This window comes from Stenotrophomonas sp. GD03958, from assembly GCF_029839005.1.
In the GTDB taxonomy this organism is placed as follows: Bacteria; Pseudomonadota; Gammaproteobacteria; order Xanthomonadales; family Xanthomonadaceae; genus Stenotrophomonas; species Stenotrophomonas hibiscicola.
Genome location: NZ_JAOBZT010000014.1, coordinates 22,163 through 36,595 on the forward strand (window position 1 = coordinate 22,163; position 14,433 = coordinate 36,595).

Below are 14,433 nucleotides of genomic sequence, written 5' to 3' on the forward strand. Positions count from 1 at the left end.
CCGGCGCCCTTGTGCATTTCCTGCAACTACCAAAGCAATTGCAGTTACAGCGGACGGCCGATGCCCGAGCAGGTGCTGGGGTTGTTCACGGCACCGGCGTTGGTGGCGGTCGCAAAGCGGGTGCGGACCGCATCACGCCAGGTCTTGGTCAGCGGAATGAACTTGTGCGCGCGGATCGCGTCGTCGTTCGGCCCCTTCTCGACGCCGTTGGCATCGACGACACTGCCGTAGTGACGTGCCAGGAAGGCACGCACGTTGGCGCCCACAGTGCCATTCTTGTAGCACTGGCCGAACACGAAGTTGGTGTAACCGGCAATCGGATAACCCGCGTTCGGGTTGCCGAACACCGGCACCCAGTTCGCCGGGTTCTCGGCGGCGGCACCGGTCGGCGGCGCAGCGGTTTCCAGCGTGGCCTGCACACTCACTTCATCCGGCGAGAAGCCCTTGACCTTGGCGATCTTGGTGGCATCGGTCAGGCTCGGGATCACGTCCGGACCGACATAACCGACGCGGCCGTCAACGGCATAGACGGCGTTGTACAGCGCGGTGCCACCGGTGGCCGGGGCAGCGATGAAGTTCGACGGCACGCTGGTGAACAGGTTGGCGAAGGTCGACTGCACCGAGAATGCCGGCACGCCGTTGGTCAGTTTCAGGTTGGTACCCGACACGTCAGCCGGCTGGCAGGCGCTGGTCAGGAAGCGGGTCAGCAGTTCGCTGGTGCCGCTGCTTTCGCCGCGGTAGACGACCTGGATGGCGCCGGTACGGCCCAGGCCCGCGAGCTGGCTCCAGTTGTTGATCTTGCCGGAGAAGATGCCGCAGATCTGGGTGACCGACAGGTCAACCGCCGAACCGGCCTTGTTGAACGGAATGGTGACCGAGGTGGCAACCGACGGGATCTGCACCAGTGCGCCATAGCGGTTGGCGTCGCCGGACACGTTGTAGGTGCTGTTGTAGGTGCTCAGCTCGGTGCCGCTCAGCACCGAGTCGCTACCGGCGAAATGCACGGTGCCGGTGGCCTGGAACAGGCTGGAATTGTTTTCAAGGAAGGCCTTCTTGCCGGTGCCCGAACCGGTCACGGCATAGCTGAAGTTGGCCGGCAGGATGCTGTCGGCCTGGCCCTTGTACAGGTCGGCCGGCAGCGAAGCGCCGCCGCCGGTGACGGCGGTCTGGGCCGAGGCGGCACCAGCAGTGGCCAGCAGCGCGGTAGCAACCAGCGCGGCCAGGGTCTTGTACTTGTTCATGATCTTCTCCTGAAGGGTTTACTGCGAAGGGAAACACCAAGGGAGGAACGGTCACTACACGCCTGCTGCCGCCGAGGGCCTCCCAGCCCACTCTGCGGCGACGTGTCCATGCTGGTCCGCACCGATGACAGGCCGCTTAAGAAACCTGTGGAAGATCGAAAAAAGGTGTGGAGGATTGTGTGGAGAATCGGCCCATGCCACATTCCAACGACGCCGTCCGATCGACTGGATGGGATCGATTCGATGGAATCGACTGGATCGAATCGATTTGATGGGATCGGCTGGATCGAATCGACTGGGTAGAGTCGACTGTTAGTCGACTGCTCTTCACACGCAGCAGCAGTACGAAGCACGCGCGCTGCGCGCTAGTCGACTAACAGTCGACTCTAGCCGTGATGCGCGTTGCGCATCACTGCACCAACTGGTTCATTTCCATGATCGGCATCAGCACCGCCAGCACGATCGTCAGCACCACGCCACCCATCACCAGGATCATGGTCGGCTCCAGCAACGCAGTCAGTGCCATCGCGCGACGCTCGATCTCGCGCGAAATCGTCTGCGCGGCGCGATCCAGCAGAGCCGCCAGCGAACCGGTCTTCTCGCCACTGGCCACCAGGTGCACCAGGATCGGCGGATACACCTTCTGCACCTTCAGCGCAGAGCCAAGCGCGGCACCTTCACGCACCCGCGCGGACACATCATCTGCACAACGCGCCAGCAACGCATTGCCCAGGGTCTGCCGGGCAGCTTCAAGCGCACGCAGCAGCGGCACGCCAGCATCCAGCAGGATCGCCAATGTCGAGGCGAAGCGCGCACTGTTCACGCCCAGCACGAAGCGCCCGACCATCGGCACCCGCAGCAGCATCGCGTCCCATCGCAGGCGCAGCTCGGGCTTGCGCAGGGCCAACCGCCATGCCACCACCAGCGCAGCGATGCCCAGCCCCACCCACACGCCCCAGCTGCGCACGAACGCGCTGGCGGCCAGCATCACCTGGGTCAGCATCGGCAGCGTCTGCCGCGCCTGCACGAACGCGGTCACCACCTGCGGCACCACGTAGCTGAGCAGGAAGATCACGATCGCCACCGATACCAGGCTGATCGCCGCTGGATAGATGAAGGCGGTCAGTACCTTGGCCTGCAGCGCATTACGTTCTTCGATGTAGTCGGCCAGGCGCTCCATCACCCGCGCCAAGTCACCGGAGTCTTCACCTGCGCCCACCAGCGCCCGATAGATCGGCGGGAAGTCGCGCGGCCGCGCGGCCAGCGCAACGGTCAGGCGCTGGCCGGCACGCACGTCGGCGCGTACGGCGGTGAGTGCCTGGGCCACGTGCGGGCGTTCGGCCTGCTCGATCACCGCACTCAAGGCGCCTTCCAACGGCAGGCTGGCCGCCAGCAGGCTGGCCAGCTGGCGGGTGGCCCAGGCCAACTCGCTGGCGGACAACCGCCGAGCAGCCCAGCCACTGCCGGCATTGCGCGCCGCGCTCACCTGTACTGGGGTCAGCCCGCGCCCACGCAGCAGCTGGCGCGCACCGCGCGGGCTGTCGGCGTCCAATTGACCCTTCTTGATGCGGCCCTGCGCGTTGGCAGCCTGGTAATCGAACAGCGCCATGCAAGCCTCAGTCGTCGCCAGTGACGCGCAGGATCTCTTCCAGCGTGGTCACCCCGCTGTCGACCCAGCGCTGGCCGTCCTGTCGAAGGGTCCGCATGCCGGCCCGCCGCGCCGCCTCGCGTAGCGCAGGCTCACCCTGCCCTTCATGGATCAGTGCGCGTACCCGGTCGTCCACCACGAACAGTTCATGGATGCCGGTGCGTCCCCGATAGCCACTGTTGGCACAGGCCGTGCAGCCCACTGCGCGCCATACGGTCCGGCCCTCGCCATCCAGCTCGGCACGCCGGCACTGCGTGCACAGCCGCCGCACCAGCCGCTGCGCCAGCACGCCGCGCAACGAGGACGCCAGCAGGAACGGCTCTACACCCATATCGGCCAGGCGGGTCACCGCCGAGATCGCATCGTTGGTGTGCAGCGAGGCCAGCACGCCATGGCCGGTCAGCGACGACTGCACGGCGATCTGCGCGGTCTCCAGGTCGCGGATCTCACCGATCATGATGGTGTCCGGATCCTGGCGCAGGATCGCGCGAAGGGCGGTGCCAAAGCTCATGCCGATGCGCGTGTTGACCTGGATCTGGCCGATGCCGGCGAAGTCGTACTCCACCGGGTCTTCCACCGTCAGGATATTGCTGGTGCTGCTGTCGAGCTGGCCCAGCGCAGCGTACAGCGAGGTGGTCTTGCCGCTGCCGGTCGGCCCGGTGACCAGTACGATGCCATGCGGCTGCCGGATCAATCCGGTGAACGTGGCCAGGGTGTCATCGGCCATGCCCAGGCGCTGCAGCTGCAGGCGGCCGGCATCCTTTTCCAGCAATCGCAGCACGGCGCGCTCGCCATGCCCGGTTGGCACCGTTGAAACACGGATATCCAGCGGCCGCCCGCCCACGCGGATCGCAATGCGACCGTCCTGCGGCAGGCGTTTCTCGGCGATGTCCAGGTGCGCCATGATCTTGATGCGTGATACCAGCGCCGCATGCAGGGCGCGCCGCGGCTGCACCATGTCGCGCAGCGTGCCGTCCACCCGGTAGCGCACCACCGAATGGGTCTCGAACGGCTCGATATGCAGGTCGCTGGCGCCATCGCGTGCAGCCTGTGCCAGCAGCGCGTTGATCATGCGTATCACCGGCGCATCATCCTGCGCATCCAGCAGGTCGGTGACCTCCGGCATGTCCTGCATCAGCCGGTCCAGATCGACTTCACTTTCGGCGGCACCGACCACGGCCGCGGCATCACCACCGTCACGGTACTGCTCACCCAACCGCTGCTGCCAGGTCGCCGCATCCAGGGCCTGAAACGGAAGCGGGCCATGCCGGCGGCGCAGCTCGGCCACGGCCCACGCCGCCGTGTCGGCCGTGCCGAGCAGCACCGGCTCGCCACCGGCTTCGGACAGCATCACGCCGTGGCTGCGCACCCACGCGTATGGCAGCGGCACAACGGCGCTCACGGCCCGATCACCAGTTCCGGCGTGTAGCCCAGCCCGCGCAGCTGCTGCAATGCCGGATCCAACTTCGCCGGATCACGCGGCAGCCGCACGCGCAGGCGTTGCCCACCCTCGCCCGGCGTCGCCTCCGCGTAGGCCTGCAGGCCCAGCGCCCGCACCTGCGCCACGCTCTCGCTGGCACGGCTCGGCTCCAGCCCCTGTGCGAACTGCACCAGCTGCGCATCGCCGTCACCGGCCGGATACAACGCTGCCAGGCTGGTGTTCTGCAACGGCTGGCCGTGGCCATCGCGCGCATTGCCCTGGCCGAGTACCGACAGGTCCTGCGGTGGCAGCTGCGGCGCCGACAGCGCGGGCAAGGCCCAGCTCTGTACGGGCTGCGCGCCGGCCTGCGCATTGCGCATGTAGTCGTAGCGGTCGCGGGTCAGGCGCTGTCCGGCGGCCGGGTCGCGTACCACGTGCGGGCGCAGGAACACCATCAGGTTGGTCTTGGCGCGCTTGCGCGTGTCGCTGCGGAACAAGGCGCCCAGCACCGGGATCTTCCCCAGCCCCGGCACCGCATCACGGCCATGGCTGACGCTGTCTTCCAGCAGGCCACCGAGCACCATGATCTGGCCATCGTCCAGCAGCACGCTGGTATCGAGTGCGCGCTTGTTGGTGATGATGCCGGCCGTGCTGTTCGCGCTCTGCGCGTCGATGCTGCTGACTTCCTGGTAGATGTCCAGCTTCACCGTACCGCCCTCGGAAATCTGCGGGCGTACGCGCAGCTTCAGGCCCACGTCCTCGCGCACGATGGTCTGGAACGGGTTGTTGCTGCCGCCACCTCCGTCGGTCACGTAGCGCCCGCTGACAAACGGCACGGTCTGGCCGACCATGATGCTGGCCGCTTCGTTGTCCAGCGTCATCAGGTTCGGCGTGGACAGGATGTTGGCGCCGCCCTTGCTCTGCAGTGCGTTGGCCAGCGCTTTCATGTTGAGGATCTGGCCGACACCTGGAAGGTTGATGGTGCCGTCGATCACGCCGATCTTCAGGCCATCCCGGGGAAGCACGTCCAGCGTGGTGCGGGCACCGGAATTGAGTCCACTGCCGCCGGTGGCGCCACCGAAGTGGGTGCCACCAAAGGTGCGTCCATTGCCCAGCATCCACTGCACGCCCAGCTCGGCCGCATCGGTCTGGTTGACCTCCACGATCAGGCTCTCGACCAGCACCTGTGCACGGCGCTGGTCGAGCTGGTCGATCACCCGTCGCAGGTTGCGGTACACCGGCTCCGGCGCCGAGATCAGCAGCGTGTTGGTGGCCACGTCCGCCTGCACCGAGATGCCGTTCTGGCTGAAGCCGGTGCTTCCCGCATCGATCGGGTCACGCCGGCTCGGGTCCAGCCGCTGCGATTCCAGCGCATTGCTTCCGGTCTTGGCCTGCTGCGGTTGCGACGGCTGCGCCGGTGCGGAACGGCTTGCATCGCCAGGCAGTGGCGTGATGCCTTCATTGCTGCCCACTGCCGGCGCATCGCTCTGCCCCGCAACCACGCCGCGCAGCACGCCGGCGAGCTGATTGGCCTGGGCATTGCGCAGGTAGACCACATGCAGGTTGCCGGACTCGTCCTGGGCGCGGTCCAGCTTCTCCACCAGCTGCCGCGCCAGACGGGTGCGGCCGGGGCTGCTGGAACGCAGCAGCACACTGTTGCTGCGCGGGTCGGCCATCACCACCACCTTCTGGCTGGGCTCGGCGCCCTGCGCATCCAGCAGCGGCGCGACCATCGCCGCGACGTCCACAGCGATTCCCTGCTGCAACTTCACTACATCGGTGTCCATGCCGGCCGGAGTATCGACGCTGGCGATAACCCGCGCGATGCGCTCCAGGTTGTCGGCATAGTCGGTGATCACCAGGGTGTTGTTGCCGGGGTTGGCAGTGATCGGATTGTCCGGACTGATCATCGGCCGCAGCACTGCCACCAGCGCGGCAGCATTCTCGTAGCGCAGAGGGAAGGTGCGCGTGGCGATCTCGCCCCCTGCACCACCGGCGCCCACCCGGCCGCCAAGCAGCTTGGCGTCGGCCTGCGGCACCACCCGGCTCACGCCGCCGTTCTCGACCACCGCAAAGCCGCGCATGCGCAACGCCCCGAGCAGCAGCTGATAGGCCTGGGTGCGGCTGACCGGGCCGTCGGAGACCACCGTCATCTTGCCGGTCACCCGCGGATCGACCAGGAACTGGCGGCCGGTGAAGCGCGCTGCCATGCGCAACACGCCACCAATATCGGTGTCCACCAGGTTCAGCTGCACCGGCTCATCGCCTGTGTCCTGCGCCGCCACCGGCGCCGGCATGTGGGCCACCCCCACGATCAGGGCCAATGCGGCACTGCAGGCAAGGCTGCGCATCGCCCTCATGGATGGGCACCCGCAGGGGCCACCATCACGATGTGTCCTGAAATCCGTGCCGCCGGCATGTTCGCATCCCCTGTGCGTGTCAATTGCAGCTGCTGCAGCTCGATGGCCGGGTCGGCCAGCAGCGGCAGCAGCCAGTTCCATAGCGCATCGGCAGGTACGGCCCGTACCTGCAGGTGCCAGCGCCCGTCGCGCGCTTCGATATGCAGGCCGCCAGCCAGACCGGCGGCCTTGATCTGGTCACGCAGTCCGGCCAGGGTCGGATGCTGGCCCTGCGCCAGCTGCTGGCGCTCACGGGCGTGCAGCAGCGGTGCCAGTGCGCGCTGCTGCGCCTGCAGCCGTGGGAGTTCGGCCTGCCAGTGCGTGCGCTGCTTCAGCAAGGGCTCCAGCCATAACGACCACAGGCCCGCCACCAGCAGCGCCACCGCCATCACCCACAGCATCAGCCGGTCGCGCGGTGGCAGGCGTTGCCAGCGCTGCTGCACGCCCGCCAGCCCCTCGCTCAGCCGCAAGGTTCGCGTCGTCACTGTCCCGCTCCGCTCACCCGCAGGCGTCCACCGGCATCGCGCACCAGCTGCAGCCCCTGCGCCTGCACCGCTTGCTGCCAGCGCTCAAGCCGCTGTGGATCGTCGGCCAATGCCCGAGCATCAGCGTCCAGCTCCAGGTACACCTGCCCGGGCTGGTAGTGCAGGCTGTGCACCTGACCCGCCAGCTCCGGAACAGCCTGCAGCGTGCTGGCAACCTGACGCTGCAGCGCCGGCAACGGCGGCGCCGGCAGCGGCACCGCAAGTGCTCGCCTTGCCTGCAACACCGGGTCCACCACATCGGTGATCTCCGGGAAGCGCGCGCTGAACTGGCGCGCCATGTCCTGTTGCAGGGCCTCGCCCTCGATCCGCCAACGCGAGACCTGCCACTGCAGCCCAAGTGCGGCCAACAGCACTGCTGCCAGTGCCAGGCCGATCGCCAGTCGCGGTGCTTTCCGGCCTGCGCCGGGCAGCGGCAATGACCAGCCTGGCAAGGGGCCAGAGGTCTGCCGTTCATGCGTGACGGCGGTGGCCGGCAGGCTGTCCGGCCACGTCGGCGGCACACTATCGATCCACTGCACGGCCAGCACGCCCGCCTGTTGCAGACGCACGGCCAGCGCCTGCATCACCGCACAGGCGTCACGTCCGCCATGCCATTGAACGAAACCCCGATCGCGCCCGCTGCGTACCAGCAGGTGCTCACCGCTGACCTGCAGCGTGGCATGGCCGTCCTGCCAGGGCAGCAGCAGTGGCGTCGGATACAGCGCCTGCAGCTGCAGCGCGCACGAGGCCAGCAGCTGCTGCGCCTGCGTAATGGCCTGCTGGCCGAGCCAGGCCACCGGAACCGTACCGTCTGCCGCCTGCGCACCGTGGGCCAGCGCCACCTCCTGCAGATCATCCAGCAGCATGGCCTCCACCTCGCCCTGCAACGCCGCGTGCAGGCGGCGCCCGGACAGCGGCGGCAGCTGCAGTTCCAGCAGGATCAGGTCGTTCGGATCAAGGCAGGCATGCACCGTGGCCCGCGGATGCCGCAGGCCCAGCGCCGCCAGCGTGTCGCGGCCGTGGGCGAGCACCTCGCCCTTGTGCAGCTGCGCCCAGTGCACCGCGCTGTCAGCGCCCAGATGCGCCAGCGCCGGCAGGCGCACCCGAAGCTGCACGGTCATGCGCCGATCCTCGTCCACACCCGTTGTACACGCACCCCGTCGTCGCGGTACTCGCGCCAGAGCAGCGCGCGGAAATCAACCGCGCTGCCGTCGGCCTGCACCCGGCCGACGGCCAGGAACCACTCGCTATGGATACCCAGCGGAAGCACGGCCATCTGTTCGTTGCTCAGTTGGAGTCGGTTGGCGATGTCGCCGCGATTGAGCAGCCAATGGCCAGCATCGCGCTCACCGAGCAGCGCCTGCAGCCGTGGCGGCTCGACCGCAGGCGTCACCGCCTGCAGAACGCGCAGGTCGCTGGTGTTGGCGTTGACCAGGGTCTGCGCCGGCAACACCACGGTGCGCCGCGCCAGCGCCTGCAACGCCACCGGATCGGCGCCAGGCAAGGCCTGTTCGATCAGTGATTCGCGCGGCAGCGGCGCCTGCGCCTGCATGTCGCCATCGCGCAGGCGCGTCTGGATGTGGTCGGCGGCGGATGCGCAGGCGCCCTGGCCCAGCCCCTGCCCGGCACACAACGCGATGAACGCGCGCCGCGCCTCGGGGTCCGGCCTGCCATGCGCAAGAAGATTGCGCAGGTTGAACATCGACTGGGCATCGACCAGCTGCAGTTGCACCGGCAACGGCGCCTGCAGCTCCAATGGGCGCGCCCAGCGCCCGCTGCGCACCGTGGTCAGCTGTTCCTTTACATCCTCACGCAGCTGCTGTGCCGCACGCTCCAGCGTTGCGTCCACCGCCATGCGTACCTGTACGCGCAGCTGGTCGCCACGCAGCGCACGCAGCTGGGCCGACTGCCGGGTCAGCAGTGCGGTGGCAATCACCGCCACCAGTGCCACCACCAGCAGGGCGACGATCACCGCCATGCCACGTTGGCGGACACTCGAAACAGAACGCATCCGGGCTGGCATCGGCCTGCCTCACAGCTGCCAGGAACCGATGTCCGCATTCCCGGCGTCGCCACCGGGCTTGCTGTCCGCACCCAGCGAGAACACATCGATGTCGCCATGAGTGCCTGGAACCTGGTACTGGTACGGATGGCCCCACGGGTCATTCGGCAGGCGATCCAGATACGGCGTCACCGGCAACGCACCGCTGCCCTGCGGCGGCTTCACCAGCGCCTGCAGGCCCTGCTCGGCACTGGGATAGCGACCGTTGTCCAGCTTGAACAGCTTCAAGGCCTGCATCAATGCGGCAATGTCCTGGCGCGCTGCCACCACGCGCGCCTGGTCCGGACGGTCCATCAACCGCGGCACGATCAGCGCGGCAAGGATGCCAATGATCACCACCACCACCATGATCTCAATCAGGCTGAAGCCCTGCTGCCGAGCCCTGCAACCACCTGCCTGCCTTGCCATTGTTCCGCCCTCGTCATCCTGGAAGAGACCGCTGCACCATGGTCAGCGGTGCATGTGTCAGTACGATAAACATCCGCCTGCGATTCGCTGCGCGGTTGCCTGTGCGGGCGCACGTGCAGCCGGCACGCGTGCCGCCTCGAGCAGGTGTGGCGGCACGCTGGCCAGTGTCTGGTCGATGCACTCGCGCAACAACGGATGCACGCACGCCTGCAGCAGGCGCACGCACTGCGTCGGCGACCACGCGGTGCCGTGGTCGAGGCCGATGAACATGCGGTAGGCCTGGTGGTAGCGCAGGTCGTCGTACACGCGCTGCGCAGTGTTGAGATCACGCACGATCACCAGCAGGGCCGCACGTTGCAGCAGTCGCGCATCGGCTGCGCCAAGCGGCAGCGCGCTGATGGCCGCGTCGGGCCAGGGCCACAGCCGCAGGTCGAGGGCCTTTCGAAGTGCCGCCAGTGGATGCGCACTGCTGTCCAGTGCCGCCCAGCGCGCCGCATCCGCCCAGGCGTCACTGGACAGCACCCAGACCCACGAGCGCCCATAGCGCTGTACGTTCAGGGGCGTGTGCCGTGCCTGCTCCAGCGACTGGCTCAGGTGGCGATCCAGCTCCAGCATGCTGATCCTGCGACTGTCTTCCATCTGCGCCGCCCGTGCTCCACGACGCGTGGTGCGTCGTACTCTGGAGAAGACGTCAGCAAGGCAGGTGAAGCGACACCGCGAATGCAACTCTGTGCACGGGGTGGCGCTTCATCGGCAACGTCATCGCAGCGTCATCCGCCTGCAGGCTTCGCGCTGCAGCCGCGGTGCGTCACCCCCACAACGGCGGGCCAGTACCGCCACGTCGCTGCGGGCAGCGAATGCGACCAGTGCATCGGTCATGTCCACTTCATCGCACCATGACGCCAGCGCAACGCGCAGTGCGGGCAGCTGCCAGCCCTCCATCACCCCATGGGCGCCCGCCACGAACCAGTGCCAGAGCCGATGATGCAGTACCTGCTCATGCAGCTGCGTGAGATCGTCGATGCCATGCATGCCCGCCAACAGCAGTGCGCGTGCGAGCACCGCAGGCGGCAGCGCCCCGGATTCGACCAAAGGCATCTCCTGCTGCTGCAGCCGCAGCAGCATCGCCAGCGGGTGCGACTGCGGATCAAAGTCCAGCAGCACCGCCTGTTGCTGCCACTGCGCATCGGACACCACGCACACCCAAGGTGAGCCATAGCGATGCACCATCAATGGCCGTCGCTGCGTGGTTTCCAGCAGCGCCGACAGATTGCGACGCAGATCCAGCACACCGATGGTCTCGTTGCGCATCCTTGGCCTCTCCTCGCTTGCAACAGCCCTGCGCGGCGCGCACGGCCAGCGTCTTCATCTATCCAAGGACGGCAATGCCACCCGGAAAGCGACGCAGATCCAGCGACATCGTCAGTCGCAGCTGCTCCAGTGCCGCGTCCGGATCATCAATACGGAAGCGACCGCTGACCGGCGCGCGCGCCAACGCCGATTCTCCCAGCAGCACCTTGCCGCGGCGGTAGCGGTTGATCTCGTCCACCACCTCACGCAGCGGTGCGCGGCGGAACACCAGCATGCCCTCCGTCCAGGCACTCACTTCCGAGGCCACGGCCTCGGCCACCACGCCACTGAGGCGCTCGTCGTACTGGGTCTGCTGACCCGCCTGTAGCTGCAGCCGGCCCTGCGGATGCTCGATGCGGGCGCTGCCCTGCAGGCAGGTCACCCGTACCTGGCCGTGGGTGTTGCGCACATCCAGGCGCACCGCGCCTTCATCGGCAATCACGCAACCAGGGCCCGCGAACAGCGCCAGGCGCAGGCCAGCCCCGGTTTCGATCGCGGCCTGGCCCTGCATCAGCTCGAAGCCTTCGCCCTGCGCGTCCGCGCGGCGGCGCAGGCTGCTCTGCGTATCCAGTTCGATCTTCAGTTGCGGCGAGGGCGCGATCTGCAGTCGCTCACCGGTGCCGGTGTGGAAATCGGCCGTCATCGCCGTCACCGAGGGCCACAATCCCAGCGGCGGGCGGATCGCCGCCACCACCACCAGGCTGGCCGGGGCGGCAATCGCCGCGCCCAGGAAGGCGCGCCGGCTCCAGCGCTGGGCCGGCGTCGGCGCCACCGGTTGGCGGGCGGCGGCGGGCAGCTGCTCGCCGGCCAGCCGTACCTGCTCCCATTGCCGGCGCGCACGGCCGAACGCCTCACGATGACGCGGATCCGACTCGCACCACGCACGGAACCTGCGCCCGTCGGCAGCGGTCGCCTCGCCCGAGGTCAGCCGCACCACCCACGCGTGCGCCTGACGCTCGACGGCATCCAGCGGGCGTTGCGGGCGATCGTCAGGATCCATGGGGGCTCATGCCGGACCCGCACGCTGCGGGGTTCTGCTCGGCGTCAAAGTGTAGACGGATGCCGCCGTTCAGAACCGCACCTGGCGCCCCTGCCCGCTGCGCTCGGCCAGGTAGTCCTGGGCCGCCTTCAGCTCACGCTGCACCAGCCGCAGCGACACACCGAGGTGGTCGGCCACGTCGCGCTGCTGCAGGCCATCGACGCGGATCGCCAGCAGGATGCGGCGACGGCGCTCGGGCATGCGCTGCAGCAGGCCGACCATGTCTTCCAGCGCAAAGTCCAGTTCGGCCGCCTGCGCCGGGCCGGGTGCAGGGTCGGCCATGTCCATCAGCGTATCCACCTCCTCCAGGCTCAGCAGGCGGTGGTCAGCACGTTGGCGGTCGATCACGGTATTCATTGCCATGCGCAGCAGGTAGGCCGCGGGGTTCTGCACGGCATCCAGGCGGTCACGCCGCGCGCTCAGGCGCATCCACGTGTCCTGCAGCGCGTCGCCGGCCAGCTCCTCCGAGCCCAGCTTGCGCACCAGCCGGCGCTTCAGCTCATCGTAGGCACCCAGAAGGTGGTCCATCAGGTCAACTGCCCCAGCCGTACCGTTGCTCATGTTCGAATCCTTGAAGTCATGGAAGGGGCGCGCGCCGGCCACAGTCGTGGTCGGTGCCGGAAGGTCGGATCTGCAGCGTTACCGGCTGCGGCAGCGCAGCGGCATCGGGCGCCAGCACCAGGCCCTGCAGCGCCTGCAGCAGGCGCGCATCGCGGCGGGCGCTGCCACTGCCTGACAGCAGCTCGGGCTCGCTCACCTGGCCCGCGCCGTCGATGCGGAAGCGCAGCGTCGCGGCATAGCGGCCGGGCGCGATCTCCGGGTCGTCACAGAACGCCGCACGCAGCCGCTGCTGCAGGCCGCCGTAGCGACGCCGACGCTCGGCCTCGGGAAGTTCGGCGCCAACACCGGGTACGGCTGCCGAGGGCGCGCCCCGGCGCAGCACCACGCGCTGCTCGCCGATCACCTCGGCCTCGATACCGGAGTCCTGCAGCAGCACCTGCAACGCAGGCAGCGGCGCCAGGCTGCCGCGCAGCGCATGGCTGCTGCGGCCGGCGGCCAGGTCACCCGGATACATCACGGACCACCCACTGATGACGCTGAAGCGCTCGACCGCCTGTTCCAGCGGCTGCGCAGGGATGTCGTAGGCATGAACAGCGTCCTGCGCGGCAGCGGCAAAGGACAGCAGCAGCCATGCGGCGATGGCCACCTTCCGAGTTCTGACCGCGTGGTGTCCATTCAGCCCCCTGACGTAGAACACATGACCCTCGGCAGCGACAGCAGCTGCAGTGGACGCGCGCCAAGACCGGAACCCCGGCCCGCGCGCGACCCACAAGCGGGCTCAAACCGTACCGGGGTCACATGTCATTGCGATGACCGCCGCCCACGGCCGACGTCGAGGCAGACTCCGTGGAGCCAGTCATGCATCAGGAATCAATGAATCGAACAGACATGATCATCTGCCCCTGGGGTCAGAGCCCGTTGCGAAGCAACGGGATCCGACCCCGTGCCGGCCCAAACGTGTCGACCAAGGTCGACACCCACCAGGAGCAGTTCATGCCGTTCCACCAGATCGTGGAAATCTGTCGAAGGCGGGGTGGGTCCGGTTGCGGGGGCGTGAGCCGCATGGATGCGGCGACCGAGCTTACATGGACGTACTTGCAGCGCCCCCCGCAACCGGACCCACCTCGCCATCCCTCAACAGGCCCGCTGTTGCTGTTGCTGTTGAGGTTGCCGGCCAGCGGCCGGCACTACCTGCGGGTGCCGGGTGCAACCCGGCCGCAACCCCATCCCTCAAAGCGGCAGCTGGGTCGTCTGCTTGATCCGCTGCATCGGAATCTCCGTCTTGGTGTTCTGCACCCCGGCGATCCGGTTCAGATGCTGCACCTGGAACTGCCGGTAGGCATCAAGGTCCGCCACCGCCACCCGCAGCAGGAAATCGCAGTCACCGGCCATCAGATGGCATTCCAGCACTTCCGGGAACGACTTGATGCTGTTGATGAAGTGATTGGTGGTGTCCTCGTCCTGCCCCCGCAGCCACACCCGCACGAACACCGTGAAGCCACGGCCCACCTTGGCCTCGTTCAACAAGGCCACATAGCGGTCGATGTAGCCGCCCTCCTCCAGCAACCGCACCCGGCGCAGACAGGCCGACGGCGACAGCCCGACCAGGCGAGCCAGCTCCAGGTTCTGCAGGCGACCGTCGCGCTGCAGGGCGTCGAGGATGCGCCGATCGAGGTTGTCGAGCTGGTACTGCATGGAATTTCACCCGTTTCGCTTCTGGCCGCATGAAATATCAATCATCCAGAATCAAGTGGCATCAACGCAACCCGATTTCGTGATTG

General features: G+C 67.8%; 14 protein-coding genes. All 14 read right to left on the reverse strand.

The genetic code is table 11. The annotated features are described in order from the left end of the window. Nucleotides 1–44: 44 nt before the first annotated feature. Nucleotides 45–1,241, reverse strand: a complete 1,197-nt coding sequence (locus N5C25_RS06465; protein ID WP_058980545.1) for a substrate-binding domain-containing protein — start codon at nucleotides 1,239–1,241, stop codon at nucleotides 45–47. 409 nt (nucleotides 1,242–1,650) lie between these two features. Further along, nucleotides 1,651–2,850, reverse strand: a complete 1,200-nt coding sequence (gene gspF, locus N5C25_RS06470; protein ID WP_279936631.1) for a type II secretion system inner membrane protein GspF — start codon at nucleotides 2,848–2,850, stop codon at nucleotides 1,651–1,653. Nucleotides 2,851–2,857: 7 nt separating this feature from the next. Continuing rightward, a complete protein-coding gene (gspE, locus tag N5C25_RS06475; RefSeq protein WP_262213800.1) occupies nucleotides 2,858–4,291 on the reverse strand; it encodes a type II secretion system ATPase GspE in 1,434 nt (477 codons plus the stop codon). Continuing rightward, complete coding sequence (gene gspD / locus N5C25_RS06480) at nucleotides 4,288–6,669, reverse strand: type II secretion system secretin GspD (RefSeq protein WP_279936632.1); 2,382 nt, start codon at nucleotides 6,667–6,669, stop codon at nucleotides 4,288–4,290. The genes gspE and gspD overlap by 4 nt, the downstream gene beginning before the upstream one ends. Then, on the reverse strand, nucleotides 6,666–7,193 hold the full coding sequence (gene gspM / locus N5C25_RS06485) for a type II secretion system protein GspM (protein WP_058980542.1): 528 nt from the start codon (nucleotides 7,191–7,193) through the stop codon (nucleotides 6,666–6,668). The genes gspD and gspM overlap by 4 nt, the downstream gene beginning before the upstream one ends. Continuing rightward, a complete protein-coding gene (gspL, locus tag N5C25_RS06490; RefSeq protein ID WP_279936633.1) occupies nucleotides 7,190–8,353 on the reverse strand; it encodes a type II secretion system protein GspL in 1,164 nt (387 codons plus the stop codon). The genes gspM and gspL overlap by 4 nt, the downstream gene beginning before the upstream one ends. Then, nucleotides 8,350–9,255 (reverse strand): type II secretion system minor pseudopilin GspK, encoded by a 906-nt coding sequence (gspK, locus tag N5C25_RS06495; RefSeq protein ID WP_058980540.1) that lies wholly within the window; start codon nucleotides 9,253–9,255, stop codon nucleotides 8,350–8,352. Before gspK ends, gspL begins: the two co-directional genes overlap by 4 nt. Nucleotides 9,256–9,264: 9 nt before the next feature. Further along, nucleotides 9,265–9,702 (reverse strand): type II secretion system major pseudopilin GspG, encoded by a 438-nt coding sequence (gspG, locus tag N5C25_RS06500; protein WP_049440019.1) that lies wholly within the window; start codon nucleotides 9,700–9,702, stop codon nucleotides 9,265–9,267. A 57-nt stretch (nucleotides 9,703–9,759) separates the two neighbouring features. After that, nucleotides 9,760–10,341, reverse strand: a complete 582-nt coding sequence (locus tag N5C25_RS06505) for a hypothetical protein (RefSeq protein ID WP_058980538.1) — start codon at nucleotides 10,339–10,341, stop codon at nucleotides 9,760–9,762. A gap of 120 nt (nucleotides 10,342–10,461) precedes the next feature. Beyond that, complete coding sequence (locus N5C25_RS06510) at nucleotides 10,462–11,013, reverse strand: hypothetical protein (protein WP_279936634.1); 552 nt, start codon at nucleotides 11,011–11,013, stop codon at nucleotides 10,462–10,464. A gap of 58 nt (nucleotides 11,014–11,071) precedes the next feature. Then, nucleotides 11,072–12,052, reverse strand: coding sequence for a DUF4880 domain-containing protein (locus N5C25_RS06515; protein WP_279936635.1), 981 nt, complete (start codon nucleotides 12,050–12,052; stop codon nucleotides 11,072–11,074). A gap of 69 nt (nucleotides 12,053–12,121) precedes the next feature. Then, the gene (locus N5C25_RS06520) at nucleotides 12,122–12,652 is read right to left on the reverse strand and encodes a sigma-70 family RNA polymerase sigma factor (protein WP_019337777.1); all 531 of its coding nucleotides are present in this window, start codon (nucleotides 12,650–12,652) and stop codon (nucleotides 12,122–12,124) included. 16 nt (nucleotides 12,653–12,668) lie between these two features. After that, nucleotides 12,669–13,349: a TonB C-terminal domain-containing protein gene (locus N5C25_RS06525; RefSeq protein ID WP_345781915.1), complete on the reverse strand. Its 681-nt coding sequence runs from the start codon at nucleotides 13,347–13,349 to the stop codon at nucleotides 12,669–12,671. Between the two features lie 533 nt (nucleotides 13,350–13,882). Beyond that, on the reverse strand, nucleotides 13,883–14,347 hold the full coding sequence (locus N5C25_RS06530; RefSeq protein WP_279936636.1) for an Lrp/AsnC family transcriptional regulator: 465 nt from the start codon (nucleotides 14,345–14,347) through the stop codon (nucleotides 13,883–13,885). Nucleotides 14,348–14,433 lie beyond the last annotated feature (86 nt).

Excerpts from the sequence above, each read along its gene's own strand:
- gspD (WP_279936632.1), bottom strand. The coding sequence starts at position 6,669 with ATGAGGGCGATGCGCAGCCTTGCCTGCAGTGCCGCATTGGCCCTGATC.
- gspF (WP_279936631.1), bottom strand. The coding sequence starts at position 2,850 with ATGGCGCTGTTCGATTACCAGGCTGCCAACGCGCAGGGCCGCATCAAG.
- gspG (WP_049440019.1), bottom strand. The coding sequence starts at position 9,702 with ATGGCAAGGCAGGCAGGTGGTTGCAGGGCTCGGCAGCAGGGCTTCAGC.
- gspL (WP_279936633.1), bottom strand. The coding sequence starts at position 8,353 with ATGACCGTGCAGCTTCGGGTGCGCCTGCCGGCGCTGGCGCATCTGGGC.
- N5C25_RS06505 (WP_058980538.1), bottom strand. The coding sequence starts at position 10,341 with ATGGAAGACAGTCGCAGGATCAGCATGCTGGAGCTGGATCGCCACCTG.
- N5C25_RS06530 (WP_279936636.1), bottom strand. The coding sequence starts at position 14,347 with ATGCAGTACCAGCTCGACAACCTCGATCGGCGCATCCTCGACGCCCTG.
- N5C25_RS06520 (WP_019337777.1), bottom strand. The coding sequence starts at position 12,652 with ATGAGCAACGGTACGGCTGGGGCAGTTGACCTGATGGACCACCTTCTG.
- gspK (WP_058980540.1), bottom strand. The coding sequence starts at position 9,255 with ATGCCAGCCCGGATGCGTTCTGTTTCGAGTGTCCGCCAACGTGGCATG.
- N5C25_RS06465 (WP_058980545.1), bottom strand. The coding sequence starts at position 1,241 with ATGAACAAGTACAAGACCCTGGCCGCGCTGGTTGCTACCGCGCTGCTG.
- N5C25_RS06515 (WP_279936635.1), bottom strand. The coding sequence starts at position 12,052 with ATGGATCCTGACGATCGCCCGCAACGCCCGCTGGATGCCGTCGAGCGT.
- N5C25_RS06510 (WP_279936634.1), bottom strand. The coding sequence starts at position 11,013 with ATGCGCAACGAGACCATCGGTGTGCTGGATCTGCGTCGCAATCTGTCG.